This window comes from Pseudomonas sp. JY-Q, from assembly GCF_001655295.1.
Taxonomy (GTDB): Bacteria; Pseudomonadota; Gammaproteobacteria; order Pseudomonadales; family Pseudomonadaceae; genus Aquipseudomonas; species Aquipseudomonas alloputida.
The window spans coordinates 4,816,320-4,840,412 of sequence record NZ_CP011525.1; the positions used below are offsets into that span (position 1 = coordinate 4,816,320).

The 24,093-nt window shown below is 59.8% G+C and carries 16 protein-coding genes, 2 tRNA genes, 2 rRNA genes and 2 pseudogenes; 7 read left to right on the forward strand and 15 right to left on the reverse strand.

What is annotated here, in order from left to right; translation table 11 throughout:
• Positions 1 to 30: 30 nt before the first annotated feature.
• The 4 genes from AA098_RS21665 to AA098_RS21680 all read right to left on the reverse strand — a co-directional run bounded on the left by AA098_RS21665 (position 31) and on the right by AA098_RS21680 (position 4,930).
• A 23S ribosomal RNA gene (locus AA098_RS21665) occupies positions 31 to 2,923 on the reverse strand.
• A gap of 234 nt (positions 2,924 to 3,157) precedes the next feature.
• Positions 3,158 to 3,233, reverse strand: a tRNA-Ala gene (locus tag AA098_RS21670).
• Positions 3,234 to 3,239: 6 nt separating this feature from the next.
• Positions 3,240 to 3,316 (reverse strand) — tRNA-Ile (locus AA098_RS21675).
• A gap of 77 nt (positions 3,317 to 3,393) precedes the next feature.
• Positions 3,394 to 4,930: ribosomal RNA gene (locus AA098_RS21680) — 16S ribosomal RNA — on the reverse strand.
• The 16S and 23S rRNA genes sit together here with 2 tRNA genes alongside, the layout of an rRNA operon.
• Before the next feature lie 457 nt (positions 4,931 to 5,387).
• On the opposite strand from AA098_RS21680, the gene AA098_RS21685 reads away from it, so the two are divergent.
• From AA098_RS21685 to AA098_RS30300, 3 genes and pseudogenes are all read left to right on the forward strand, one after another.
• Positions 5,388 to 6,284, forward strand: a complete 897-nt coding sequence (locus tag AA098_RS21685; protein WP_003254852.1) for a formate/nitrite transporter family protein — start codon at positions 5,388 to 5,390, stop codon at positions 6,282 to 6,284.
• Positions 6,285 to 6,565: 281 nt separating this feature from the next.
• The gene (locus AA098_RS21690) at positions 6,566 to 7,639 is read left to right on the forward strand and encodes a diguanylate cyclase (protein ID WP_003254853.1); all 1,074 of its coding nucleotides are present in this window, start codon (positions 6,566 to 6,568) and stop codon (positions 7,637 to 7,639) included.
• 51 nt (positions 7,640 to 7,690) lie between these two features.
• A pseudogene (locus AA098_RS30300) lies at positions 7,691 to 8,956 on the forward strand (CHASE4 domain-containing protein); the annotation flags it as partial.
• Here AA098_RS30300 and AA098_RS30305 read toward each other — a convergent pair.
• Positions 8,869 to 9,063 carry a hypothetical protein gene (locus tag AA098_RS30305; RefSeq protein WP_353619278.1) on the reverse strand — a complete coding sequence of 65 codons (195 nt, stop codon included), beginning with the start codon at positions 9,061 to 9,063 and terminating at the stop codon, positions 8,869 to 8,871. The pseudogene AA098_RS30300 and the gene AA098_RS30305 overlap by 88 nt on opposite strands.
• On the opposite strand from AA098_RS30305, the pseudogene AA098_RS30310 reads away from it, so the two are divergent.
• Positions 8,984 to 10,276: pseudogene (locus tag AA098_RS30310) on the forward strand (putative bifunctional diguanylate cyclase/phosphodiesterase); the annotation flags it as partial. The gene AA098_RS30305 and the pseudogene AA098_RS30310 overlap by 80 nt on opposite strands.
• Positions 10,277 to 10,290: 14 nt before the next feature.
• On the opposite strand, the gene AA098_RS21700 reads toward AA098_RS30310, so the two are convergent.
• From AA098_RS21700 to AA098_RS21725, 8 genes are all read right to left on the reverse strand, one after another.
• On the reverse strand, positions 10,291 to 10,629 hold the full coding sequence (locus AA098_RS21700) for a DUF2025 family protein (RefSeq protein WP_003254855.1): 339 nt from the start codon (positions 10,627 to 10,629) through the stop codon (positions 10,291 to 10,293).
• Positions 10,630 to 10,852: 223 nt separating this feature from the next.
• Entirely contained in the window at positions 10,853 to 11,722 is an 870-nt protein-coding gene (locus AA098_RS21705; RefSeq protein ID WP_003254857.1) for an HlyD family secretion protein, read from the reverse strand.
• Between the two features lie 12 nt (positions 11,723 to 11,734).
• Positions 11,735 to 11,941 (reverse strand): DUF1656 domain-containing protein, encoded by a 207-nt coding sequence (locus tag AA098_RS21710; protein WP_003254859.1) that lies wholly within the window; start codon positions 11,939 to 11,941, stop codon positions 11,735 to 11,737.
• Positions 11,928 to 13,916, reverse strand: a complete 1,989-nt coding sequence (locus AA098_RS21715; RefSeq protein ID WP_064614992.1) for an FUSC family protein — start codon at positions 13,914 to 13,916, stop codon at positions 11,928 to 11,930. The genes AA098_RS21710 and AA098_RS21715 overlap by 14 nt, the downstream gene beginning before the upstream one ends.
• Before the next feature lie 205 nt (positions 13,917 to 14,121).
• The gene (ccoM, locus tag AA098_RS30040) at positions 14,122 to 14,238 is read right to left on the reverse strand and encodes a cytochrome c oxidase subunit CcoM (RefSeq protein ID WP_003254862.1); all 117 of its coding nucleotides are present in this window, start codon (positions 14,236 to 14,238) and stop codon (positions 14,122 to 14,124) included.
• 135 nt (positions 14,239 to 14,373) lie between these two features.
• Positions 14,374 to 14,535, reverse strand: a complete 162-nt coding sequence (locus AA098_RS29605) for a hypothetical protein (protein WP_003254864.1) — start codon at positions 14,533 to 14,535, stop codon at positions 14,374 to 14,376.
• Positions 14,536 to 14,602: 67 nt separating this feature from the next.
• Entirely contained in the window at positions 14,603 to 14,932 is a 330-nt protein-coding gene (locus tag AA098_RS21720; RefSeq protein WP_003254865.1) for a hypothetical protein, read from the reverse strand.
• A gap of 63 nt (positions 14,933 to 14,995) precedes the next feature.
• The gene (locus AA098_RS21725) at positions 14,996 to 15,691 is read right to left on the reverse strand and encodes a M949_RS01915 family surface polysaccharide biosynthesis protein (RefSeq protein ID WP_004576201.1); all 696 of its coding nucleotides are present in this window, start codon (positions 15,689 to 15,691) and stop codon (positions 14,996 to 14,998) included.
• Positions 15,692 to 15,841: 150 nt separating this feature from the next.
• On the opposite strand from AA098_RS21725, the gene rapA reads away from it, so the two are divergent.
• Both rapA and AA098_RS21735 read left to right on the forward strand, forming a co-directional pair.
• Positions 15,842 to 18,688, forward strand: coding sequence for an RNA polymerase-associated protein RapA (gene rapA, locus AA098_RS21730; RefSeq protein ID WP_003254868.1), 2,847 nt, complete (start codon positions 15,842 to 15,844; stop codon positions 18,686 to 18,688).
• A gap of 276 nt (positions 18,689 to 18,964) precedes the next feature.
• Complete coding sequence (locus tag AA098_RS21735; RefSeq protein WP_004576202.1) at positions 18,965 to 21,229, forward strand: bifunctional diguanylate cyclase/phosphodiesterase; 2,265 nt, start codon at positions 18,965 to 18,967, stop codon at positions 21,227 to 21,229.
• Here AA098_RS21735 and AA098_RS21740 read toward each other — a convergent pair.
• A complete protein-coding gene (locus AA098_RS21740; protein ID WP_003254870.1) occupies positions 21,129 to 22,016 on the reverse strand; it encodes an NAD(P)-dependent oxidoreductase in 888 nt (295 codons plus the stop codon). The genes AA098_RS21735 and AA098_RS21740 overlap by 101 nt on opposite strands.
• Positions 22,017 to 22,208: 192 nt before the next feature.
• The gene (locus AA098_RS21745; protein WP_004576203.1) at positions 22,209 to 22,520 is read right to left on the reverse strand and encodes a DUF2288 domain-containing protein; all 312 of its coding nucleotides are present in this window, start codon (positions 22,518 to 22,520) and stop codon (positions 22,209 to 22,211) included.
• A gap of 360 nt (positions 22,521 to 22,880) precedes the next feature.
• Here AA098_RS21745 and AA098_RS21750 point away from each other — a divergent pair, with 360 nt between their 5' ends.
• Positions 22,881 to 23,996 (forward strand): branched-chain amino acid ABC transporter substrate-binding protein, encoded by a 1,116-nt coding sequence (locus tag AA098_RS21750; RefSeq protein WP_012051426.1) that lies wholly within the window; start codon positions 22,881 to 22,883, stop codon positions 23,994 to 23,996.
• Positions 23,997 to 24,093: the final 97 nt, after the last annotated feature.

Sequence of the window (24,093 nt, forward strand, 5' to 3'; positions counted from 1 at the left end):
ATCTGCGTCAGCAAATTGCTTGGGTGTTATATGGTCAAGCCTCACGGGCAATTAGTATTGGTTAGCTCAACGCCTCACAGCGCTTACACACCCAACCTATCAACGTCGTAGTCTTCGACGGCCCTTTAGGGGATTCAAGATCCCAGTGAGATCTCATCTTGAGGCAAGTTTCCCGCTTAGATGCTTTCAGCGGTTATCTCTTCCGAACATAGCTACCCGGCAATGCCACTGGCGTGACAACCGGAACACCAGAGGTTCGTCCACTCCGGTCCTCTCGTACTAGGAGCAGCCCCTCTCAAATCTCAAACGTCCACGGCAGATAGGGACCGAACTGTCTCACGACGTTCTAAACCCAGCTCGCGTACCACTTTAAATGGCGAACAGCCATACCCTTGGGACCGGCTTCAGCCCCAGGATGTGATGAGCCGACATCGAGGTGCCAAACACCGCCGTCGATATGAACTCTTGGGCGGTATCAGCCTGTTATCCCCGGAGTACCTTTTATCCGTTGAGCGATGGCCCTTCCATACAGAACCACCGGATCACTAAGACCTACTTTCGTACCTGCTCGACGTGTTTGTCTCGCAGTCAAGCGCGCTTTTGCCTTTATACTCTACGACCGATTTCCGACCGGTCTGAGCGCACCTTCGTACTCCTCCGTTACTCTTTGGGAGGAGACCGCCCCAGTCAAACTACCCACCATACACTGTCCTCGATCCGGATAACGGACCTGAGTTAGAACCTCAAAGTTGCCAGGGTGGTATTTCAAGGATGGCTCCATGAGAACTGGCGTCCCCACTTCAAAGCCTCCCACCTATCCTACACAAGCAAATTCAAAGTCCAGTGCAAAGCTATAGTAAAGGTTCACGGGGTCTTTCCGTCTAGCCGCGGATACACTGCATCTTCACAGCGATTTCAATTTCACTGAGTCTCGGGTGGAGACAGCGCCGCCATCGTTACGCCATTCGTGCAGGTCGGAACTTACCCGACAAGGAATTTCGCTACCTTAGGACCGTTATAGTTACGGCCGCCGTTTACCGGGGCTTCGATCAAGAGCTTCGCTTGCGCTAACCCCATCAATTAACCTTCCGGCACCGGGCAGGCGTCACACCCTATACGTCCACTTTCGTGTTTGCAGAGTGCTGTGTTTTTAATAAACAGTCGCAGCGGCCTGGTATCTTCGACCGGCATGGGCTTACGGAGCAAGTCCTTCACCCTCGCCGGCGCACCTTCTCCCGAAGTTACGGTGCCATTTTGCCTAGTTCCTTCACCCGAGTTCTCTCAAGCGCCTTGGTATTCTCTACCTAACCACCTGTGTCGGTTTGGGGTACGGTTCCCAGTTATCTGAAGCTTAGGAGCTTTTCTTGGAAGCATGGTATCAACCACTTCGTCGCCTAAAGGCAACTCGTCATCAACTCTCGGCCTTGAAATCCCGGATTTGCCTAAGATTTCAGCCTACCACCTTAAACCTGGACAACCAACGCCAGGCTGGCCTAACCTTCTCCGTCCCTCCATCGCAATAACTGGAAGTACAGGAATATTAACCTGTTTTCCATCGACTACGCTTTTCAGCCTCGCCTTAGGGACCGACTAACCCTGCGTCGATTAACGTTGCGCAGGAAACCTTGGTCTTTCGGCGTGCGAGTTTTTCACTCGCATTGTCGTTACTCATGTCAGCATTCGCACTTCTGATACCTCCAGCAAGCTTCTCAACTCACCTTCACAGGCTTACAGAACGCTCCTCTACCGCATCATCGTAAGATGATACCCGTAGCTTCGGTGCATGGTTTGAGCCCCGTTACATCTTCCGCGCAGGCCGACTCGACTAGTGAGCTATTACGCTTTCTTTAAAGGGTGGCTGCTTCTAAGCCAACCTCCTAGCTGTCTAAGCCTTCCCACATCGTTTCCCACTTAACCATGACTTTGGGACCTTAGCTGACGGTCTGGGTTGTTTCCCTTTTCACGACGGACGTTAGCACCCGCCGTGTGTCTCCCATGCTCGGCACTTGTAGGTATTCGGAGTTTGCATCGGTTTGGTAAGTCGGGATGACCCCCTAGCCGAAACAGTGCTCTACCCCCTACAGTGATACATGAGGCGCTACCTAAATAGCTTTCGAGGAGAACCAGCTATCTCCGAGCTTGATTAGCCTTTCACTCCGATCCACAGGTCATCCGCTAACTTTTCAACGGTAGTCGGTTCGGTCCTCCAGTCAGTGTTACCTAACCTTCAACCTGCCCATGGATAGATCGCCCGGTTTCGGGTCTATACCCAGCGACTAAACGCCCTATTAAGACTCGCTTTCGCTACGCCTCCCCTATTCGGTTAAGCTCGCCACTGAATATAAGTCGCTGACCCATTATACAAAAGGTACGCAGTCACCTAACAAAGTAGGCTCCCACTGCTTGTACGCATACGGTTTCAGGTTCTATTTCACTCCCCTCTCCGGGGTTCTTTTCGCCTTTCCCTCACGGTACTGGTTCACTATCGGTCAGTCAGTAGTATTTAGCCTTGGAGGATGGTCCCCCCATATTCAGACAAAGTTTCTCGTGCTCCGTCCTACTCGATTTCATTGATAAGAGATTTTCGTGTACGGGGCTATCACCCACTATGGCCGCACTTTCCAGAGCGTTCCACTAATCTCAAATCAACTTAAGGGCTGGTCCCCGTTCGCTCGCCACTACTAAGGGAATCTCGGTTGATTTCTTTTCCTCAGGGTACTTAGATGTTTCAGTTCCCCTGGTTCGCCTCTTGCACCTATGTATTCAGTACAAGATAACCAGCTTATGCTGGCTGGGTTCCCCCATTCAGAGATCTCTGGATCACAGTCTGTTTGCCGACTCCCCAAAGCTTATCGCAGGCTACCACGTCTTTCATCGCCTCTGACTGCCAAGGCATCCACCGTATGCGCTTCTTCACTTGACCATATAACCCCAAGCAATCTGGTTATACTGTGAAGACGACATTCGCCGAAAATTCGTACGTTGCTCTTTCGAGCAGAACTCACAAATTTTACCTTAGCCTGATCCACCAGCAGTGAAACTGGTGTTCAGTCTATATCTATCACATATCCGAATTTTTAAAGAACGATCTGACAAAAGTCAGAAATCAACATTCGACGCGAATGCTCATTTCTGAGTTTGATCAAGGTACAGCAAGTGGTGGAGCCAAGCGGGATCGAACCGCTGACCTCCTGCGTGCAAGGCAGGCGCTCTCCCAGCTGAGCTATGGCCCCGCATATTGGTAGGTCTGGGCAGATTTGAACTGCCGACCTCACCCTTATCAGGGGTGCGCTCTAACCAACTGAGCTACAGACCTATATAGGGTCTTGATCGTCTTCGACAATGAATCAAGCAATTCGTGTGGGAGCTCATCAGCAGGCTGATGTCGTCGATTAAGGAGGTGATCCAGCCGCAGGTTCCCCTACGGCTACCTTGTTACGACTTCACCCCAGTCATGAATCACACCGTGGTAACCGTCCTCCCGAAGGTTAGACTAGCTACTTCTGGTGCAACCCACTCCCATGGTGTGACGGGCGGTGTGTACAAGGCCCGGGAACGTATTCACCGCGACATTCTGATTCGCGATTACTAGCGATTCCGACTTCACGCAGTCGAGTTGCAGACTGCGATCCGGACTACGATCGGTTTTGTGAGATTAGCTCCACCTCGCGGCTTGGCAACCCTCTGTACCGACCATTGTAGCACGTGTGTAGCCCAGGCCGTAAGGGCCATGATGACTTGACGTCATCCCCACCTTCCTCCGGTTTGTCACCGGCAGTCTCCTTAGAGTGCCCACCATAACGTGCTGGTAACTAAGGACAAGGGTTGCGCTCGTTACGGGACTTAACCCAACATCTCACGACACGAGCTGACGACAGCCATGCAGCACCTGTGTCAGAGTTCCCGAAGGCACCAATCCATCTCTGGAAAGTTCTCTGCATGTCAAGGCCTGGTAAGGTTCTTCGCGTTGCTTCGAATTAAACCACATGCTCCACCGCTTGTGCGGGCCCCCGTCAATTCATTTGAGTTTTAACCTTGCGGCCGTACTCCCCAGGCGGTCAACTTAATGCGTTAGCTGCGCCACTAAAATCTCAAGGATTCCAACGGCTAGTTGACATCGTTTACGGCGTGGACTACCAGGGTATCTAATCCTGTTTGCTCCCCACGCTTTCGCACCTCAGTGTCAGTATCAGTCCAGGTGGTCGCCTTCGCCACTGGTGTTCCTTCCTATATCTACGCATTTCACCGCTACACAGGAAATTCCACCACCCTCTACCGTACTCTAGCTTGCCAGTTTTGGATGCAGTTCCCAGGTTGAGCCCGGGGCTTTCACATCCAACTTAACAAACCACCTACGCGCGCTTTACGCCCAGTAATTCCGATTAACGCTTGCACCCTCTGTATTACCGCGGCTGCTGGCACAGAGTTAGCCGGTGCTTATTCTGTCGGTAACGTCAAAACAGCAAGGTATTAACTTACTGCCCTTCCTCCCAACTTAAAGTGCTTTACAATCCGAAGACCTTCTTCACACACGCGGCATGGCTGGATCAGGCTTTCGCCCATTGTCCAATATTCCCCACTGCTGCCTCCCGTAGGAGTCTGGACCGTGTCTCAGTTCCAGTGTGACTGATCATCCTCTCAGACCAGTTACGGATCGTCGCCTTGGTGAGCCATTACCCCACCAACTAGCTAATCCGACCTAGGCTCATCTGATAGCGCAAGGCCCGAAGGTCCCCTGCTTTCTCCCGTAGGACGTATGCGGTATTAGCGTTCCTTTCGAAACGTTGTCCCCCACTACCAGGCAGATTCCTAGGCATTACTCACCCGTCCGCCGCTGAATCAAGGAGCAAGCTCCCGTCATCCGCTCGACTTGCATGTGTTAGGCCTGCCGCCAGCGTTCAATCTGAGCCATGATCAAACTCTTCAGTTCAATACTGCTTGGGTTTTTAAGAAACCCTAAACTTGGCTCAGCAATCTCAAATGACTATGTGATTTCTCGCATGGTCACTTGTGATGCTGATAATCTTTTTGACTATCAGTCCGTACTCACAAGCACCCACACGAATTGCTTGATTCGATTTGTTAAAGAGCGTTTGGTTAAGAGCTTTTCGTCTCAACCGAGGCGCGCATTCTACGCTTTCCTCAGAACCTGTCAAGCGTTTATTTTGAAGTTTTTTACCACCGCTTTCTTTCGAAAGCTAACAACTTCAACAACTTACCGCTTGCCCCGAAGCGTTCATCGCTGCGAGGAGGCGAATAATACGCGCTTTGAAATCAGAGTCAACACCTTGTTCTGAAAAACTTTTCCATCAACGTTTTGCCGCTAACCGGCAACTAATGAAAGCGCCGTGGATCTGTAAAGAAACACACCACGGAGCGTAGCGGCCATGAGCGATGGGCAAAGCGAGAAAACCCCCGGCCTCTCTGCAGATGAAGAGCAGGAGGTCAGCCACAGCCAACCGCCGCGGGCGGCTGTGCTGCACGAAATCATTCGCTACCAGGGCGACCAGGAACTGGAACGTACACTTGCCGCGTTGTGGTGGTCGGCACTTGCCGCCGGCCTGTCCATGGGGCTGTCGTTGATGGCCATGGGGCTATTCTACGCCCGCCTGCCGGAAGGCGATGGTGCCCAGGTGGTCGCCAGCATCGGCTACAGTGCGGGCTTTCTTGCCGTGATCCTGGCACGCCAGCAACTGTTCACCGAAAATACGCTCACCGCCGTGCTGCCCGTCATGACCGCCCCTACGCTGGCCAACTTCGGACGACTGCTACGCCTCTGGGGCGTGGTGTTGTTTGGCAACCTGGCAGGCACCCTGCTGGTAGCCTGGGTGATGCTGGAACTGCCGATCTTCGACAGCAAGACCGATGTGGCATTCCTGGAGGTCGGTCGCAAGGTAATGAAGAACGACATCAGTCAGATGTTCGCCAAGGGCATAGTCTCAGGCTGGATGATTGCCACCATGGTCTGGATGATCCCTTCAATGGAGCACGCCAAGATCTGGATCATTCTGATGATCACCTACCTGATGGCCCTTGGCGATTTCACTCATATAGTGGTGGGGTCAGTCGAAGTGTCCTACCTGGTGTGGGCTGGCGACGAAACCTGGAGCCGTTTCTGGCTGGAATTTGCACTGCCGACGCTGACGGGCAACATCATCGGTGGCAGTTTCATCTTCGCCTTGATCAGCCATGCGCAAGTGCGCAGTGACAGTGGCAAACCACCCTCGCGGCTTCTGAACGACGACCAGCCCCAGTCCGCGCGCAGCAGACATGAGCCAAAATGATACTCAGCGTGCCGCTACGGTGAGCTCATGCCCCTGGCCCTGCTTACTCATGGGCCAGGGCTACACATCCGTTCTGCCCGCCATGCGGTGACTCCAGGTTACCCCGCTCCCGTCCGCGGCGCGCCCAGTCGCACCTGAGCCTGGTTATCGACGGCCCACCACAGTGATCGAATCAACCGTGAATTGGCTTGTAAGGTCATTTCTCGCCGATGTAACACTGTTCAACAATATTCATCCGAATTATGCGATGAACGGTACACCGGCAGAAGAAGATCAGCATTATGGACAATCGCATCGGCAAAGGGCTTTCATTCGTCAAGCGCATCTACCTGCCGCGGGTCATTGGCCTGGGAATCGGCCTGTTCACTGTCATGGCGGCGATTGCGCCGCTGTCGCCCCCCTCCTGGGCATGGCTGCTAGTACTGTTCAATGGTTTGCTGTGGCCGCACGTGGCCTACCAGTGGGCTGCCCGCTCGACAACGCCTTACCAGGCGGAACAGCGCAACCTTCTGCTGGACTCGCTGATGGGCGGGTTCTGGACTGCCGCCATGCACTTCAACCCGCTACCCAGCGTGACCGTGCTGTCGATGATGACGATGAACAACGTCGCCGCCGGCGGCAAGCGCATGGTCTTTCGCGGAGCGCTGGCGCAACTGGCTGGCATGCTCACCGCCATCCTGCTACTTGGCCCTGGCTTGCAATTGATCGCCACGCCCCTGCAGGTCTATGCGTGCCTGCCCATGCTGGCGCTGTACCCACTGGCCTTGGGCTGGGTGTGCTACCAGCTTGCGATCAAGCTGGGCGACCACAAGCGCCGGCTGAGCGCCCTGAGCCTCACCGACAGCCTGACCGGGCTGTTCAACCACGGCGCCTGGAAGGACCTGCTGCAGCTCAAGTTCCAGGCGTGCAAGCAGCGACAGGAGCACGCGGTGATTGCCCTGATCGACATCGATCACTTCAAGACCATCAACGACACCTTTGGCCATGTGGTCGGCGACTGTGTACTGCGCCAGCTCAGCGCTGAGCTGCGGCGCAGTTTGCGCGAGGGCGACCAGGCCGGGCGTTACGGCGGCGACGAATTCTGCGTGATCCTGCCCGAAATCAGTGAAGCCCAGGCCTGCCAAGTCATGGAGCGTCTGCGCGAGCGGGTTTCCAGCTACCGCAACCCACAGTTACCGCACCTGCGCATCAGCCTGAGTATCGGCCTGTCCCCCTTCGAGGCCAACCTCGAGTCCCCCGAACACTGGCTCGAACAGGCAGACAAGGCGCTGTACATCGCCAAGCACGCTGGCCGCGATCAGGTCAATTTTGCCCGCAGTGAAGCTGCCGCGCTCAGGCTGGCCTATTCTGATTGAACCTCCTTCCTGACTGCCTGGCGGGAGGTTGCCTGAAGGAGCCGCTCGCGCATGGCCAGGACCGCCAAGCTTCCACCCGCTAGCCCCACACCGCGCTTTCAGGTGCGCCACCTCATTGCCGGTTTCAGCGCAGTGTTCGGCCTGGCTTGCCTGGTCATTCTCGGCGCTCTGTTCAATATCGCCAGTACACTCGACCAACAGGAGCGCCAGCGTAGCGCCTTCCATGCGAACCAGGCGCTGGAACAACGGCTGCTCGCCTCGCGCCAGTTTCTGTCCAGCTATGCCGTATGGGATGCAGCCTTCGAGCACTTGTCGGGCCAAGCCGACTGGCAATGGGCCTACGAGGAAAAAAACATAGGCGAGTCGCTGTACAGCGCCAGCGGCTACGAAGGGGTGTTCGTAGTGGAAAACGACCGCACCACCTATGCCTTGTTCAAAGGCCAGCCCAGCCAGGCAGGTGCCAACACCTATATAGACACACCGCTGCAACCGATCATCGAACAAGCCCGCGCAGCGGCAGTTTCACGCGAGCAAATCACCCATTTCGTGCTGTTCAACGGCTGGCCGGCCGCACTCAGTGCAGCAGCCGTGCGCCCGGACCGGGAGGTTACCGACAGCGAGGTGAGCCAAGCGCCAGTGATGCTGTTCATTGACCAGCTCAACGAAAGCAAACTGGCGCAGTTGGGCCACGGCGCCGGCCTGACGGGCATGCACGTGGAAAAGAAGGATATGCAGGATCACAGCCACCTGCGCATCGACCTGGGCGACACCGGCTACCATCTGACCTGGAACAGCCCACTGCCGGGGCGTCAGATGCTGCGGGCAGTGTTGCCAGCACTGTTGTGCGCACTACTGATACTTGGCCTGGTGATGCTGTACCTGTTCCGTCATGCCTTGCGCAGCTCCCGGGCAATCGGCCTCACGCTCGTGCATCTGCAACAAAGCAACCAGGCCCTGGAGGCCAGCGAGCAGCGTTTCCGCGCGGTGGCCGAGTCGGCATCCGACTGGATCTGGGAAACCGACCGGCAACAACGCCTGACCTACCTGTCGCAACGCTTCGCCAACGTCACCGGCTACCCGGTAGACGGCTGGCTGGGCCACCCGCTCAACCAGTTGCTAGCCTGCGACACCACGCCGTTGTCACCTTGGCTCGACGCCCTGGCTACCGCCGACCCGCAGCAATTGGCCAACCTGCGCTGCACTTACCGCGACCAGAATGGCCAGAACCGCTACTGCCGGATATCCGCCCGCGCTATCTGGCGCGATGGCAAGGCCATCGGTTTTCGGGGTACCGCCAGCGATATCACCGACGAAGTCGACGCCCACGCGCGCATCCAGCATCTTTCGCTGCACGACCCACTGACCGGGCTGGCCAACCGCAACAAACTCGCCCGGCACTTGGAGCAGGCCTTGTTGCGCGGCAGTGACTCGCCGCCGCTGACCTTGTTGCTGCTGGACCTGGACAACTTCAAGCCGATCAACGACTCGCTCGGTCATGCCGCCGGAGATGCCGTGCTGCAAGAAGTGGCAACGCGCCTGCGCGACACCACCCGCGATGGCGACCTGGTCGCGCGTCTGGGCGGCGACGAGTTCATCTTGGTACTCAGCGGCATGGACAACAGCAGCGAGATCGACCGCTTCTGTGCGCGCCTGATCGGCCTGCTGCAGCAACCCATCGTCTTCGAAAGCCAGCCGCTGCACATCGGTGCCAGCATTGGCGTTGCCCAGACGCGTAACCAGGGCTTCGATGCAGGTGAGCTGATCCGCTGCGCCGACATCGCCCTGTACCAGGCCAAGGCCGATGGAAAGAACACATGGCGCTACTTCGTTGCCGAAATGAACCAGCAGATCCAGTACCGCCGCCAGCTGGAGAACGACCTGCGCCGGGCCCTGCGCAATGAGGAGTTCGAGTTGCATTACCAGCCGCGCTACCGCCTCGACGACCTGCGTATCGTCGCGGTCGAGGCCTTGGTGCGCTGGCGGCATCCACAGGAAGGGTTACTGGGGCCGGACACCTTCATTCCGTTGGCCGAGCAGAGCGACATCATTGTTGCGCTGGGCCGCTGGGTGCTTCGCGAAGCTTGCCGCACTGCCCATGACTGGCCAGCCGACGTGCTGGTTTCGGTCAACCTGTCGCCTGCGCAGTTCTTGCGCAGCGATGTGGTAGCCGACGTGCGCGAAATTTTGCTCGACACGGCCTTCCCCGCCCAGCGGTTGGAACTGGAGATTACCGAGAACGTGATGCTCAACGACATCGAGGGCGCGCTAGGCACCATGCTGTCGCTCAAGGAGCTAGGGGTGCGCCTGAACATGGATGATTTCGGCACCGGCTATTCGTCGTTGGGCTACCTGCGTACTTACCCGTTCGACAGCATCAAGATCGACAAACGCTTCATCAGCGGCCTGAACAACAACGGCGGCAGCGACCGCGCTGTGGTCCAGGCCATCATCAACCTGGGTGAGGCGATGGGGCTGACAGTGACAGCCGAAGGCGTGGAAAGCGAACATCAACTCAAGGCGCTGGAAAACGATCGCTGCCATGAAGTGCAAGGCTATTACCTGAGCATGCCCCTGGACAGCGCCGGATTGGCGGCGTTGTTGCACCAAACCTCCCAAAGCACTGCACAGCCCTTGTAGACGCGGCCTTGCTCCTAAACAGACTGGGTGTGCTGCTGCAGGCTGCGCTGCGCCACGATTTCGGGCAGATCACAGCGGCGCAGGTAGGCGCGCAGCGGTTCACCAATGTTCAAGCGGTCATCCACATGCTGATCCAGCAACAGCGACAGCCGTTCGCGGCACAACGCCATGCGCTGCCCTTGCTCGGGCCGCCAGACAAACTCGCTGCAGGGGGTGATACTGGCGTCGGCCACGTCCATGCCGAACGCGTCCTCGGAGAAACGCACGATATGAACACCGCGCTTGCCGTGAAAACCGACAAAGCCCTTTAGCTGATCGGCGGCGTTGCAAATATCCTGGGAAGTGATGGCCATGACGTAACCTCGCAATGAAATCGGAAGATACGCACGCCCGGCGGGAAAAGGGTTGCCTCTGTCGGGCAACTCACAACGGCAGCCTAACGCAACTGGCGGGCCGCTCGCCAAGTTTTTTCGTGTCTGCCCGACGTCGTCGGCGTACTGGAGCTGGACTGCCTTCACCACACGACCCGGCTGTACCGCTTCGAACGTTACATTTCTGTCTATTGAGGCAGCACCATCACTGCGGGTCGCGGTCCTCGTGCACTTGCACACTCGCCGTCATCCCCGCACTCAAGGTCAGCCCTTCCGGCACCTGATCCAGGCGGATCCTCACCGGTATGCGCTGGGCCAGTCGCACCCAGTTGAAGGTCGGTTCTACCTCCGGCAGCAACTGGCTGTCCGGGTTGCTGTTGCGGTCGGTGATGCCGCGGCTGATGCTCTCCACGTGCCCCTGCATCGGTTCACCCGTGCCCATCAGCCACACCTTCACAGTGTCCCCAACGCGAATGCGCGGCAGCTTGGTTTCCTCGAAATAGGCCTGGATGTAGAACGTCGAATCATCCACCAGCGCCATCACCGATTCCCCGGTGTTCACATAATTGCCTTCGGCCAAACGCAGATTGGTGATATGCCCGCTGCGCGGTGCCCGCACCTCACTGCGCGCCAGGTTGATCCTGGCCACCTGCAACTGCGCCTCGGCCTCATGCAACTCGCCACGCGCGATGGCGGCATTGATCTGGGCGTTTTCACGCAACTCGGCACTGATCGCCTCCGGCCCCAAGGCAGTACGCCGGGCTGCTTCACGCTCGCGCAAGCGCAATTGCTGGGCGCGGGTCTCGGTCACCGCGCTGGCCTGATCGAACGCGGCCTGGAAGCGCTCGCGGTCAATGCTCATCAACAGGTCGCCAGCCTTGACCTGCTGGTTGTCATGAACCTTGAGTTCGCGAACCCAGCCAGACACGTCAGGCGCAATCACCACCACATCGGCGCGCACACGGGCATCGCGCGTCCATGGGGTGAGCATGTAGTACTGCCACAGCTGGTAGCCGGCCAACACGGCCAGGGCCACCACACACAGGGTCACCAGAATACGTACGGCCGCACGCATCGAAACACTCCTTTATAAAGTTCCCAGCAGGCGTACCACCAGGAACAACACACAGACGAACAGCGCTGCGTCGAACAGCGCTTCATGCCAGATCCAGCGCCCCAACGGTGTGGCCTGCACCACCAGGCGCAGCAGGCCGGTGAGCAGCAGCGCCAACAACACATAAAGCAGAAACGGGCTGAGCAGCACACCGCCCACTTCCCACTCACGCAAACCCATGGGTGTCCTCCTGCCAGCGGCACCATTTGCCCCAGCTTTTCTGCAATTGCAGCACCGCCCCCTCGGCCAGCCGGAGCGGGTCGCTGGCTGGCAACCGACGCAAGGCTGCAATGAACTGCTCACTGGCAGCATCCAGCCGCTGCCCACGCCCGGCAGCCGGCCCTTTGGCCAGCACTGCCTCCACGTGTTGCAGGTACTCGCGCTCGGCCCGCCCCAAAGGGGCCTGGGCGACCGCCAGGCACATGCGCAGGTGCACCAGTTCGTCGCCGATATCCAGCCCGAGCAGGCCGTCATCCCAGCGTTTGCGTTCGCCTTCCGGTAATTCACTGGCATGCCGCGCCAGTTGCATCAGCCGGTCGGCCATGCGCCCGCCAAACCAGCTGTCAGCCCCGCGCAGGTCGCGCCGGGTCAGGCGCACCAAGTCGTTCTGCGTTGCAGCACGCAAGCGCCGGCCCAGCCAGGCCGGGTGGCGGAACACCAGCAAGCGGAAGGCCATGACCGCTGCCGACACCCCCACCAGCATGGCCAAGGCACTGTTCAACATGGTCGCCACGCCGAACTGCATGGCGTTCAGCGGCGACACCAGCACAATGAAGTGCAGGCAATAGGAAGTGGCCGTAGCCCCGGTACGCGGATGGGCCATGCCCAGTGCACCAAGAAACAGTGGCACGCCCATGCCCAGGCAGAGCATGGCGAAGCTGCTCCATTGCGGCAGCATGATCTGCCCGACCACAAACGCCGCCGGTATCGCCAGGAATATCCCGCGCAGGAAACTCAGGCCGATCTGTGCGCCGTTCTCGCGACTGGCGAACAGGCTGCAGACCACGCAGGTCAGCACCAGGCCACCCGGTGCCGAAGGCCAGGCCGTGGCCAGCCAGAAACCACTCATTACCAGGAAGGCCAGCGCACTGCGCGAGCCGAACAGCAAGGCCAGCGACCAGTCTCGGTGCACGGCCAGCCCCTGGGACACGTCCTTGGGCGCCCTGCCCGCCTCCACATCCTCAAGTGCCTGGCTGGCGGCCATGGCATAGTCCAATAGCAGGGCCATGCGCGCCAGGCAGAAGTGCTCCGCCGAACTGATCTGCTCGTCGTGTGCGGCATCCCAGATACGCTGACGCAACAACAACAGGCTGGGCTGGTCGGGTTGGTCGAGCAGCGTACGCACTTCCTGCAACCAAGGCGTCAAGTGCTCGACCTCACACTCATCCAGTTGCCGCCACTGGCGGCGCACCGAACGGGAAATACGCAACAGCACCAGCAGTTTCTGGCTAAGGCCACGAATGGCACGGGCACGTTGGCGCCCGCGATTGCCCTCGAACCAGGCATGCTCACGTTGGCTGTCGATGGCAACGATGCGTCCCAGGCTTTCCAGCAGGCCCTTGCGCGCCTCGTCCTCTCCGCCCAGCATGGCTCTGGCGGCCTGCAGGCCGTTCTGCCAGGCCTGCCGTGCCTGCCCGCCCAGTTGCTGCTCGACCCGCATGGGCCAGAGCAAGGCACTGCTGGCTGTTGCACAGAAAATACCCAGGCAGATCTCGGTACAGCGCGCCACGGCCTGGTCGAATACCTGCAGGGGGTGGTCAATGGCCGGCAAGGCAATGATCGCTGCGGTGTAGCCGGCCAGCACGAAAGCATAGGCCCAGGCGCTGCGCAACTGGGTGGACGCGGCGGTACACAGGGCCAGCCACAGCGCCAAGGCAAGCAGGAACAGCCCGGGGGTCTGGGCGAACAGGCCGATGAACAGCACTGACATGACTGTGCCGACCAACGTGCCGGCCAACCGCGCCAAGCCTTTCTGCACCACCATGCCCGATAGCGGCTGGGCGACGATGAAAGCAGTCATCAATGCCCAGGAGGGTTGCTCCAGCCCCCAGCGCATCGCCAGCCACAACGCCAGGCCGCCACCGAGCAGGGTCTTGATGGCAAACTTGAGGGCGAGGCTGTTGGGCGCGAACAGGGCCTGAAAGGTGATGGGCACGAGGCGGACCTTGCGGGGAAAAGTCTTGCTGAAAAGATAGACAATGATGAGCAGAATAAAGCGGAAACGATTAATTAGCTAGCTAATCATGTATATGCGATGGGCCTGCACCGAGAGGGACAGCTCAGGCAATAAAAAATGCAGGCAAAAAAAAAGGGCGACCGAAGTCGCCCTAAATGCCTTGCGTGCTCGTGTACCCGGAAGGTCAGCGCGGCTTGCGCTTGTTCGAGTCCTTCCAGATGAAAATGCCCAGACCGGCAAAGAAGGCGACCATCAGCCCGACCGTTACCACACCGGCGATAACCACGTTGTCGAAGAACATGCTGGCCTCCCCATTCGTTTGCCGTTGTCCGATGGGTACACGTTAACCAATGTGGCGGCGGGGAAAATTGATCAGTGTCAATGGTGCCCGAGGCCGGGCACGCGAGGGGGGCGCAGGGTTGACCTGCGTCAAGTTTCAACGCTTCTTAGGTTTGCCCTTGGGCTTCTTTTTCTTGCTGGTACTCAAAGGCAGGGCCTGCTCGAAAGCATTGCGCATTTCGTTCAGCCGCTTTTCCTTGAGGTCGTGGACGCGCTTGGCACGTTCGGCATCGAAATCGATGAGGTTGTCTTGGCTCATGGGTGGGCTCGACGATCAACAGAGAATTGCATGATGAAGCCAGGCGCAGGCGCTGACCAGCCCCGTATCAGACTTCGATGTCCACCAGCAGTCCTTGGCGTACATGCTCGCCCATCAATGGCGCTACCGGCACGGTATTGTCGGCATTGACCTCGTCACCCGGGACGGCATCGTAGCGTTCCTGCTCGCCCTTATTGCGGCGTTGCTGCTGGCGGCGCTGTTCATCGCGCAGCAACAATACCTGCTCCTGCGGGTCGCGCTGGCGCTTGAGGTCAATGGCACTTTCGCCGGACGCAGGCTGCGTCGGCACCACCGGCTTGATATCGGGGGTTGGCTTGACCGGGTCCTGTTGCGAGGTGACCGGGGCGGCACTGAGCGGAATGATCGGCGGCAGCATGGACGTTCTCCTATGCCCCCTATATCGGCAGGCGCAGCTTTACCTTGATGTCATGGACAACATTTACTCGGCTTCGTCACCCGGCTCGTCGTCGACTGGCGGACTGGCCTCGCTCCAGGGCCGCTTGTACACCTGTTGCCAAACCGCATCCATATGATCGCGTAACACCTGTGGCGCGGCTTTCAGCGAAGCGCTGTCCTCGCGCTCACCACCGATCGGTTCCTCGCCCGCCGGGGTGATCAGCGACTGGCCGGTAATGGTGTAACTGGCCTGCCCTTCACGCATCTCGATGGCGATGTCATGCGGGTCGATACCGCCGCCGCAGAACGCATGGCTGGCCACCGTTATCTCGGCCACCCCATTCTTGTTCAGGTCGCTCACATCACTGACGTCATTATAGAAGTCCACGTCCAGGTCCAGCCCCGGGCAGGTCGTTTCCTGCTCGACCTGCCAACGCGCCTTGAAGGTGTCGTTCTCGGCCGTGCGCCCGTACAAGGTGGCCTTGAGCACCACCTTGTCCACTTCCTGTTCGCTTTCCAGGTCGCTGGCCTGGCCATCGCTGCGGCTCAGGACCAACAGCCCTTCGCCGTCACTGTCACGAAAGTGCACGCTCTTTATCGGCGTCTGCACGCCCAGTACCTCAAGCTGCTCCATCGGAATGGGGGGCAATGTCTCAAAGTTTTTCTGCTCGCAGGCGCTCAGCAGCACCAGGCTGCCCACGGCCATCGAAGCGCTGATCCAGCGGTGCTTGGCAGACATGTTGATCCGGGGCCCTCATCGGCGGCGCTGTGCAGGGCGATGAAACGACTAGACTGTGCCTTTCGATACCTTTCGGTGCTCTCGGCACTTTGGTCTGACCGGCCGATCCGTTAACATAATCGGCTTTTTCATCGCGGGAGTTCAGGCAGTATGGCGCAGCAGTATCAACCGGGGCAACGCTGGATCAGCGACAGCGAAGCAGAGCTCGGCCTGGGTACCATCCTGGCGCAGGATGGCCGCCTGTTGACCGTGCTCTACCCGGCCACTGGCGACACCCGCCAGTATTCCCTGCGCAATGCGCCGCTGACCCGCGTGCGCTTCTCGCCAGGTGACCAGATCACCCACTTCGAAGGCTGGAAGCTGACCGTACGCGAAGTCGAGGACATCGACGGGCTGATGGTCTACCACGGCCTGGACGGGCAGAATCAGCCTCGCACCCTGCCTGAAACCCAGTTGTCGAACTTCATTCAGTTCCGCCTGGCCAGCGACCGCCTGTTCGCCGGGCAGATAGACCCACTGTCGTGGTTCAGCCTGCGCTACAACACCCTGCAGCACACCAGCAAGCAGATGCAGTCGGCACTGTGGGGGTTGGGCGGCTGCCGCGCACAGCCCATCGCCCACCAACTGCACATTGCCCGCGAAGTCGCCGACCGCAGCGCCCCACGCGTTCTGCTGGCCGACGAAGTGGGCCTGGGCAAAACCATCGAAGCTGGCCTGGTCATTCACCGCCAGCTGCTGTCGGGTCGCGCCAGCCGCGTACTGATCCTGGTGCCGGAAAACCTCCAGCACCAGTGGCTGGTGGAAATGCGCCGGCGCTTCAATCTGCAAGTGGCGCTGTTCGACGCCGAGCGCTTCATCGAAAGCGACGCCAGCAACCCGTTCGAGGATGCCCAACTGGCGTTGGTTGCCCTGGAGTGGCTGGTCGACGACGAAAAGGCCCAGGACGCACTGTTTGCCGCTGGCTGGGACCTGATGGTCGTCGACGAAGCCCACCACCTGGTCTGGCACGAAGACCAGGTCAGCGCCGAATACGGCCTGGTCGAGCAACTGGCCCAAGTGATTCCGGGCGTACTGCTGCTCACCGCCACCCCCGAGCAGCTGGGCCAGGACAGCCACTTCGCCCGCCTGCGCCTGCTCGACCCCAACCGTTTTCACGACCTGGCCGCTTTCCGCGCCGAAAGCGAGCACTACCGCCCGGTAGCCGAGGCGGTGCAGGAACTGCTCGACGAGGGCCGCCTGTCGCCCAAGGCCCACGCCACCATCCTGGGCTTCCTGGGTGCCGAAGGCGAAGCCCTGCTGGCTGCGGTCAGCGACGGCGACACCCAGGCCAGCGCCCGGCTGATTCGCGAACTGCTGGATCGCCACGGCACCGGACGCGTGCTGTTCCGTAACACCCGTGCGGCGATTCAGGGCTTCCCCGAGCGCCAGTTGCACCCCTACCCGCTGGCCACGCCCGAGCAATACCGCAACCTGCCAGCCGGCGAGCATGCCGAGCTGTACCCGGAAGTTGCCTTCCAGGCCCAGGGTGAAGTGGCCGATGACGAGCGCTGGTGGCGTTTCGACCCACGCGTCGACTGGCTGATCGACACCCTGAAGATGCTCAAGCGCACCAAAGTACTGGTGATCTGCGCCCACGCCGAAACCGCCATGGACCTGGAGGACGCCCTGCGCGTGCGCTCCGGCATCCCGGCCTCGGTGTTCCATGAAGGCATGAGCATCCTCGAGCGCGACCGTGCCGCTGCCTACTTTGCCGATGAAGAGTTTGGCGCCCAGGTCCTGATCTGCTCGGAAATCGGCAGCGAAGGCCGCAACTTCCAGTTCGCTCATCACCTGGTGATGTTCGACCTGCCAGCGCACCCCGACCTGCTCGAACAGCGCATCGGCCGCCTTGACCGGATTGGTCAGAAGCACACTATCCAGTTGCACATCCCGTACCTGCAAGACAGCCCGCAAGAGCGCCTGTTCCAGTGGTACCACGAAGGGCTCAACGCCTTCCTCAACACCTGCCCCACCGGCAATGCCCTGCAGCACCAGTTCGGCCCACGCCTGCTGCCGCTGTTGGAAGGCGGCGATCACAAGGCCTGGGATACCCTGGTGGCCGACGCCCGCAGCGAGCGCGAGCGCCTGGAAGCCGAACTGCACACTGGCCGTGACCGCCTGCTGGAGCTCAACTCCGGCGGAGCCGGCGAAGGTCAGGCGCTGGTCGAGGCCATTCTCGAACAGGACGACCAGTTCGCCCTGCCGATCTACATGGAAACCCTGTTCGACGCTTTCGGCATCGACAGCGAAGACCATTCCGAGAACGCACTGATCCTCAAGCCGAGCGAGAAGATGCTCGATGCCAGCTTCCCGCTGGGCGACGATGAAGGCGTGACCATCACCTATGACCGTGGCCAGGCGCTGTCACGCGAGGACATGCAGTTCCTCACCTGGGAGCACCCGATGGTGCAGGGTGGCATGGATCTGGTGCTGTCAGGCTCGATGGGCAACACCGCCGTGGCGTTGATCAAGAACAAAGCGCTCAAACCAGGCACCGTACTGCTTGAACTGCTGTTCGTCAGCGAGGTGGTGGCACCCCGCAGCCTGCAACTGGGCCGCTACCTGCCGCCGGCGGCACTGCGCTGCCTGCTCGACGCCAATGGCAACGACCTGGCGTCACGCGTGGCCTTCGAAACCCTCAACGACCAGCTCGAGAGCGTACCGCGCGCCAGCGCCAACAAGTTCGTCCAGGCCCAGCGCGATGTGCTGGCCAAGCGTATCAGTGGCGGCGAGGAGAAGATCCTGCCGGCCCACAACGAGCGCGTGGCCGAAGCCCAGCGCCGCCTGACAGCCGAGGCCGACGAAGAGCTGGCGCGCCTGGTGGCATTGCAAGCGGTCAACCCAAGTGTGCGTGACAGCGAAATCGACGCCCTGCGCAAGCGGCGCGAAGATGGCCTGGCAATGCTGGAGAAGGCCGCCCTGCGCCTGGAAGCCATTCGCGTGCTGGTGGCTGGCTAACGCAGTCCCCGCGCCCTTGTGGGAGCGGGCACGCCCGCGAACACCGGCGAAGCCGGTGGCATCCACCGCAGTGGATGCTTCGCGGGCTCGCCCGCTCCCACAGGAAGGCATCAGGGCCCCAAATTTATTCCTCACTGCGATTGGAGTTATAACCAAATCGTAGAAATCATTGTGCCATTAGTCAGGAAGGCTTAAGCACTCCTTCCTATACTGCCTCTGGACAGTCTGCACAGGGTTGTAGCGCAGACGAGTGAAAACTCGATCAAGAGGCATTCCATGGAATGGCTGGGGCTGCAACTGTTCGCCGATCTTCCCGCAACCGGGCGCATCGTCATCGACTGCCGTCATGAACCGCTCTTGGTTCTGCTCGCCTATTTCGTTGCTTGCGCGGCCTGTTTCGCCACCCTCGACATGGCCGAGCGCCAGTCCCACAGCGACGACCCCACCGCCCACCGGCAATGGAACATGCTTGGAGCTTGCTGCCTGGCAGGCGGCATATGGGCCATGCACTTCATCAGCATGCTGGCCTTTCGGGCCCCGGTGGACGTGCACTACGACGTATCCCTGACCATTCTTTCGCTGCTCATCGCACTGGGCGTGGCCTGGCTGGCCATGCACAGCCTCGAACGCAGCAAGATGCGCGCGCACCACTTCGTGCTGAGCGCAGGGCTGATCGGCCTGGGCATCATCCTCATGCATTTTGTCGGCATGGCCGCGATGGAAACGGGTGCCCGCCAGTACTACCAAACCGGCTTGCTACTTGCCTCTGCCGCCATTGCCCTGCTCACCGCCCTGACCTCGCTGTACCTGGCCCGCTACTTGCGCAATGGCAGCGGCACCCTGTACCAGGCCATGAAGTACGGCGCCAGCCTGCTGATGGCGGGCGGCATCGTCGCCACTCATTTCACCGCGATGTCGGCCATGACCTTGATCATCCCTGCCGATACCGCACTGCGCCTGCCGTCTGGCGACAACAGCCTGCAGCTGGGACTGGGCATCGGCTTCATCACCCTGCTGATCAGTGGCGCCAGCATCAGCGCCGCACTGGCCGACAAGAAGCTGCAAAGCAAGGAGCACGACCTGCGCCGGGTCAGCGTACTGCTCAGCCAACTGGACCAGGCCCGCGCTTCGCTGCAGCAGGCGGCGCACTATGATGCCCTGACCAACCTGCTCAACCGCCGCGGATTCAACCAGGTGTTCGCCGAGCGCCTGGTCGAAACTCAGGCCAGCGAAAATCGCCTGGCCGTGATGTTTCTCGACATCGACCATTTCAAGCGTATCAACGACAGCCTTGGCCACGATGCCGGTGACGAGCTGCTCAAGGTGATCGCCCACCACATCAAGGCCGCTACCCGCAACCACGACCTGGTTGCGCGCTTTGGTGGCGACGAGTTCTGTGTGGTCACCAGCCTGAACAGCCGCGACGAAGCCCGCCACCTGGCCCAGCGCATCATGCAACGGATGAAAGAACCCATCGACCTGGGCGGGCGGCGCATGGTCATGACCACCAGCATTGGTATAAGTATCTTCCCGGACGATGGCAGCACAGCCGAAGAGCTGCTCAAGCATGCCGACCTGGCCCTCTACCAATCCAAGGACAACGGGCGCAACAGCCTGAATTTCTTCAATGACAGCCTGAAGGCTCGCGCGTCGATCGCCTTGCAACTGGAAGAAGAGCTGCGCCTGGCCCTGCTCGAGGAGCGCGGGCTGTGTGTGCACTACCAGCCGATCTTCGACCTGCGCAGCGGGCAAGTGGCCAAACTGGAAGCGCTGGTACGCTGGCAGCATCCTCAACACGGCCTGCTCGGGCCCGACCGTTTTGTCGGCATTGCCGAAGCCAACGGCCTGATCATCGACCTTGACCTGTGGGTGCTGCGCCATGCCTGTGCCGACCTGGCCCACTTGCAGCGCCACGGCTACGGCGAGGTCCAGGTCACGGTCAATTGCTCGGCAGTCACCCTCAGCCACGACGAACTGCCTAAGGAAGTAGAAAAGGCGCTGTTCCACGCCGCCCTTGCGCCGCGCCACCTGGAGCTGGAGGTGACCGAGAACGCCCTGGTGGGCGATATCCAGCGCACGGTCAGCCTGCTCAAACGCGTCAGGGCTTTGGGGGTGGCACTTTCGATCGATGATTTTGGTACCGGCTACTCGTCACTGGCTTACCTCAAGCGCCTGCCGCTGGATGTGCTGAAGATCGACCGCACCTTCCTGCAGGATGTACCGGGCAGCCAGAAAGACCGGGAAATTGTCCAGGCGATCATCGCCATGGCGCATACCCTGCACCTGCGGGTAGTCAGCGAGGGCGTGGAAACCGCCGAACAGCAGGCGTTCCTCGAAAGCCATGGCTGCGACTACCTGCAGGGCTACCTGTTGGGGCGCCCCGTACCGCTGGCCGAGTTGCGCCCACTGCTGGAGCGGTTGCAGCGCCAGAACGGCCGGATCACACCTTGTTGCGATACAGCTCTACCAGGGTCGCCGGATCTTTTTGCAGGTAACCCTGGCTACCGTGCAAGCGCATCAGTTGCGCGGCAAGGCCACTGAGCGGCGTCGCCGAGCCTTGCTCGCGGGAAAACTTGACCGCGCCATCGAGGTCCTTGAGCAGCGTGCGTACGTGCCACTTGATTGGCTCGAAGCGGCTCTCGGCCATTTGCGGCGCAAGAATCTGCAATGGCTTGGAATCGGCAAAGCCACCCGCCAGCGCTTCAGCGATCAACGTCGCGTCCACGCCCGACTGTTCGGCCAATGCCACCACTTCTGCAATTACCAGGGCATTGCACGCGACGATCATCTGGTTGCACGCCTTGGTCACCTGTCCCGTGCCTACCGCGCCCATATGCGTCACGCGCTGACCAAGCACCTCCAGCACCGGGCGTGCACGCTGCAGATCGGCCGCTTCACCGCCCACCATGATCGCCAGCGTGCCCGCTTCGGCACCGGGCGTACCGCCAGAGACAGGTGCATCCAGCCAGGCCATGCCGCACAGTGCTGCCAGTTCGGCAGCCATTTCACGGGTGGCGGTGGGTTCCAGGCTAGAGAAATCGATCAGCAACTGGCCGCTGCGCCCGCCCTGGGCAATGCCTTGCTCGCCAAACACCACCTCACGCACCACCGCCGTGTCGGCCAGGCACAGTAATACCATGTCGCTGTCACGGCACAATTCGGCCGGGCTGCTGGCCAGGCGCGCGCCAGCAGCGACCAGTGCGGCGCACTTGTCCGGGCTGCGGTTCCATACCGTCAGCGGATAACCCGCTGCCAGCAGGCGGCGGCACATGGGCAGGCCCATCAGGCCGATGCCGGCGAATCCAAGCGAAGGTAGTGCAGTGCTCATCGATAAACTCCTGACTGATTCGAACATTTCCCAGGCGGGCTACGATTCCGTTGGCGCCTGCCAGAACGGCGGCCACATTACGCATCCCGTAAACTGTTACCGCCACGCCGAATTGTTACTTCCCTCTACCCGCCTTGATCGCTTTCAAGCACCAAAACGGAGCTGATGCGTATTTTTGCGCACCAAAAAAGATCACGCTTCTTCCTGGCCCTTCACCTGTATCACGATGAACGGCGAAACCACCACCGCCCAGATCTCTGGGTCGCGGCTTTGCAGGTCCAATGCCTGCTCGGCCGATACCGGCCCAACAGTGCCATCACTACGCCACTTGGCGAAGATCTCGCTGCGATTCTCGGCCATCGCCTCAGCAACGGCGATCAGGTCAAGGCAGGGGTCGACCCAAATCAGGTCACCCTTGGCCCAAAAACGCTCCAGCGCTTTCCACTCGATGATTGCCGTCTCGCCAAGCAATTTGGCATAGAGGGTGCTTGTTTGATCAGTCATGGGTGGTATCCGCAAAAAATCGGTCAATAAAAAAGGCCGGCATTTTTGCAGAAAAACCCGGTTTCAAATATGTAATTTGGTCGATTGACCCCGAAGTTGTGGGGCGGGATCGCAGATGCAGGCAGTTTGATGGCGCCTTTCTGTATCTTTCTGTCGATCAAGCGACAACGCAGGAAAGACGCACTTTTCGACCGCTTTTCAAGCGCTCGAACAGCGCTCTACACTGTACCGGTACAGTTCCGGGACATGTTCCGGGGGAAGGTGGGCTAGCGCGTTGGCATGGCCACGCCGCAAATCCCGCCCGGTCTGTAGCCCTGGCCGCCAGGACTATAAGAATTACAACAGAATGAGTGGAGCACTATGATCAAGATTTCCAAGCTGTTCGCCGCAATGGTACTGGCCGGGGTAGCCAGCCATTCGTTTGCCGCCGATACCATCAAGATCGGCATCGCCGGTCCCAAGACGGGTCCTGTGACCCAGTACGGCGACATGCAGTTCATCGGCGCCAAGCAAGCCATCAAGGATATCAACGCCGCGGGCGGCGTGGATGGCAAGATGCTCGAAGCCAAGGAATACGACGACGCCTGCGACCCTAAACAGGCCGTGGCAGTCGCCAACAAAGTGGTCAACGACGGCGTCAAGTTCGTGGTCGGCCACCTGTGCTCCAGCTCCACCCAGCCTGCGTCCGACATCTACGAAGACGAAGGCGTGATCATGATCACCCCGGCCGCCACTTCGCCGGAAATCACCGCCCGTGGCTACAAGCTGATCTTCCGCACCATCGGCCTGGACAGCGCCCAGGGCCCGGCCGCCGGCAACTACATCGCCGACCACGTCAAGCCGAAGGTCGTTGCCGTCCTGCACGACAAGCAGCAGTACGGTGAAGGCATCGCCACCGCCGTCAAGCAAACCCTTGAGAAGAAAGGCACCAAGGTTGCCGTCTTTGAAGGCCTGAATGCCGGTGACAAGGACTTCTCCTCGATCATCCAGAAGCTCAAGCAGAACAACGTCGACTTCGTCTACTACGGCGGCTATCACCCAGAGCTGGGCCTGATCCTGCGCCAGGCTCAGGAAAAAGGCCTGAAAGCCAAATTCATGGGTCCGGAAGGCGTGGGTAACGACTCCATTTCGCAGATCGCCCAGAACGCTTCCGAAGGCCTGCTGGTCACCCTGCCGAAATCGTTCGACGCAGACCCGGCGAACAAGAAGATCGTCGACGCCATCAAGGCTGACGGCAAGGACCCAAGTGGCCCGTTCGTATTCCCTGCCTACTCGGCTGTCGAGCTGATCGCTCAAGGCATCAAGAAAGCCGGTTCCGATGATACCGACAAGGTGGCCGAGGCCATCCACAAAGGCACCTTCAAGACCCCGACCGGCGAACTGTCGTTCGACGACAAAGGCGACCTGAAAGACTTCAAGTTCGTGGTCTACGAATGGCACTTCGGCAAGCCGAAGACCGAAGTCTCCCCTCAGTAACTGCGTGACTAATAGCTGACCTACGAGCCCACTGTGCGAGCAGTGGGCTTCGTTTTATGAGGTTCATGGGCCCGATCCCCGCGATCCGGGGGCAGGC

Bases quoted from the DNA above. Each gene is read 5' to 3' on its own strand.
- AA098_RS21685 (WP_003254852.1), top strand. From the start codon at position 5,388: ATGAGCGATGGGCAAAGCGAGAAAACCCCCGGCCTCTCTGCAGATGAA.
- AA098_RS21690 (WP_003254853.1), top strand. From the start codon at position 6,566: ATGGACAATCGCATCGGCAAAGGGCTTTCATTCGTCAAGCGCATCTAC.
- AA098_RS21700 (WP_003254855.1), bottom strand. From the start codon at position 10,629: ATGGCCATCACTTCCCAGGATATTTGCAACGCCGCCGATCAGCTAAAG.
- AA098_RS21705 (WP_003254857.1), bottom strand. From the start codon at position 11,722: ATGCGTGCGGCCGTACGTATTCTGGTGACCCTGTGTGTGGTGGCCCTG.
- AA098_RS21710 (WP_003254859.1), bottom strand. From the start codon at position 11,941: ATGGGTTTGCGTGAGTGGGAAGTGGGCGGTGTGCTGCTCAGCCCGTTT.
- ccoM (WP_003254862.1), bottom strand. From the start codon at position 14,238: ATGTTCTTCGACAACGTGGTTATCGCCGGTGTGGTAACGGTCGGGCTG.
- AA098_RS29605 (WP_003254864.1), bottom strand. From the start codon at position 14,535: ATGAGCCAAGACAACCTCATCGATTTCGATGCCGAACGTGCCAAGCGC.
- AA098_RS21720 (WP_003254865.1), bottom strand. From the start codon at position 14,932: ATGCTGCCGCCGATCATTCCGCTCAGTGCCGCCCCGGTCACCTCGCAA.
- AA098_RS21725 (WP_004576201.1), bottom strand. From the start codon at position 15,691: ATGTCTGCCAAGCACCGCTGGATCAGCGCTTCGATGGCCGTGGGCAGC.
- rapA (WP_003254868.1), top strand. From the start codon at position 15,842: ATGGCGCAGCAGTATCAACCGGGGCAACGCTGGATCAGCGACAGCGAA.
- AA098_RS21735 (WP_004576202.1), top strand. From the start codon at position 18,965: ATGGAATGGCTGGGGCTGCAACTGTTCGCCGATCTTCCCGCAACCGGG.
- AA098_RS21740 (WP_003254870.1), bottom strand. From the start codon at position 22,016: ATGAGCACTGCACTACCTTCGCTTGGATTCGCCGGCATCGGCCTGATG.
- AA098_RS21745 (WP_004576203.1), bottom strand. From the start codon at position 22,520: ATGACTGATCAAACAAGCACCCTCTATGCCAAATTGCTTGGCGAGACG.
- AA098_RS21750 (WP_012051426.1), top strand. From the start codon at position 22,881: ATGATCAAGATTTCCAAGCTGTTCGCCGCAATGGTACTGGCCGGGGTA.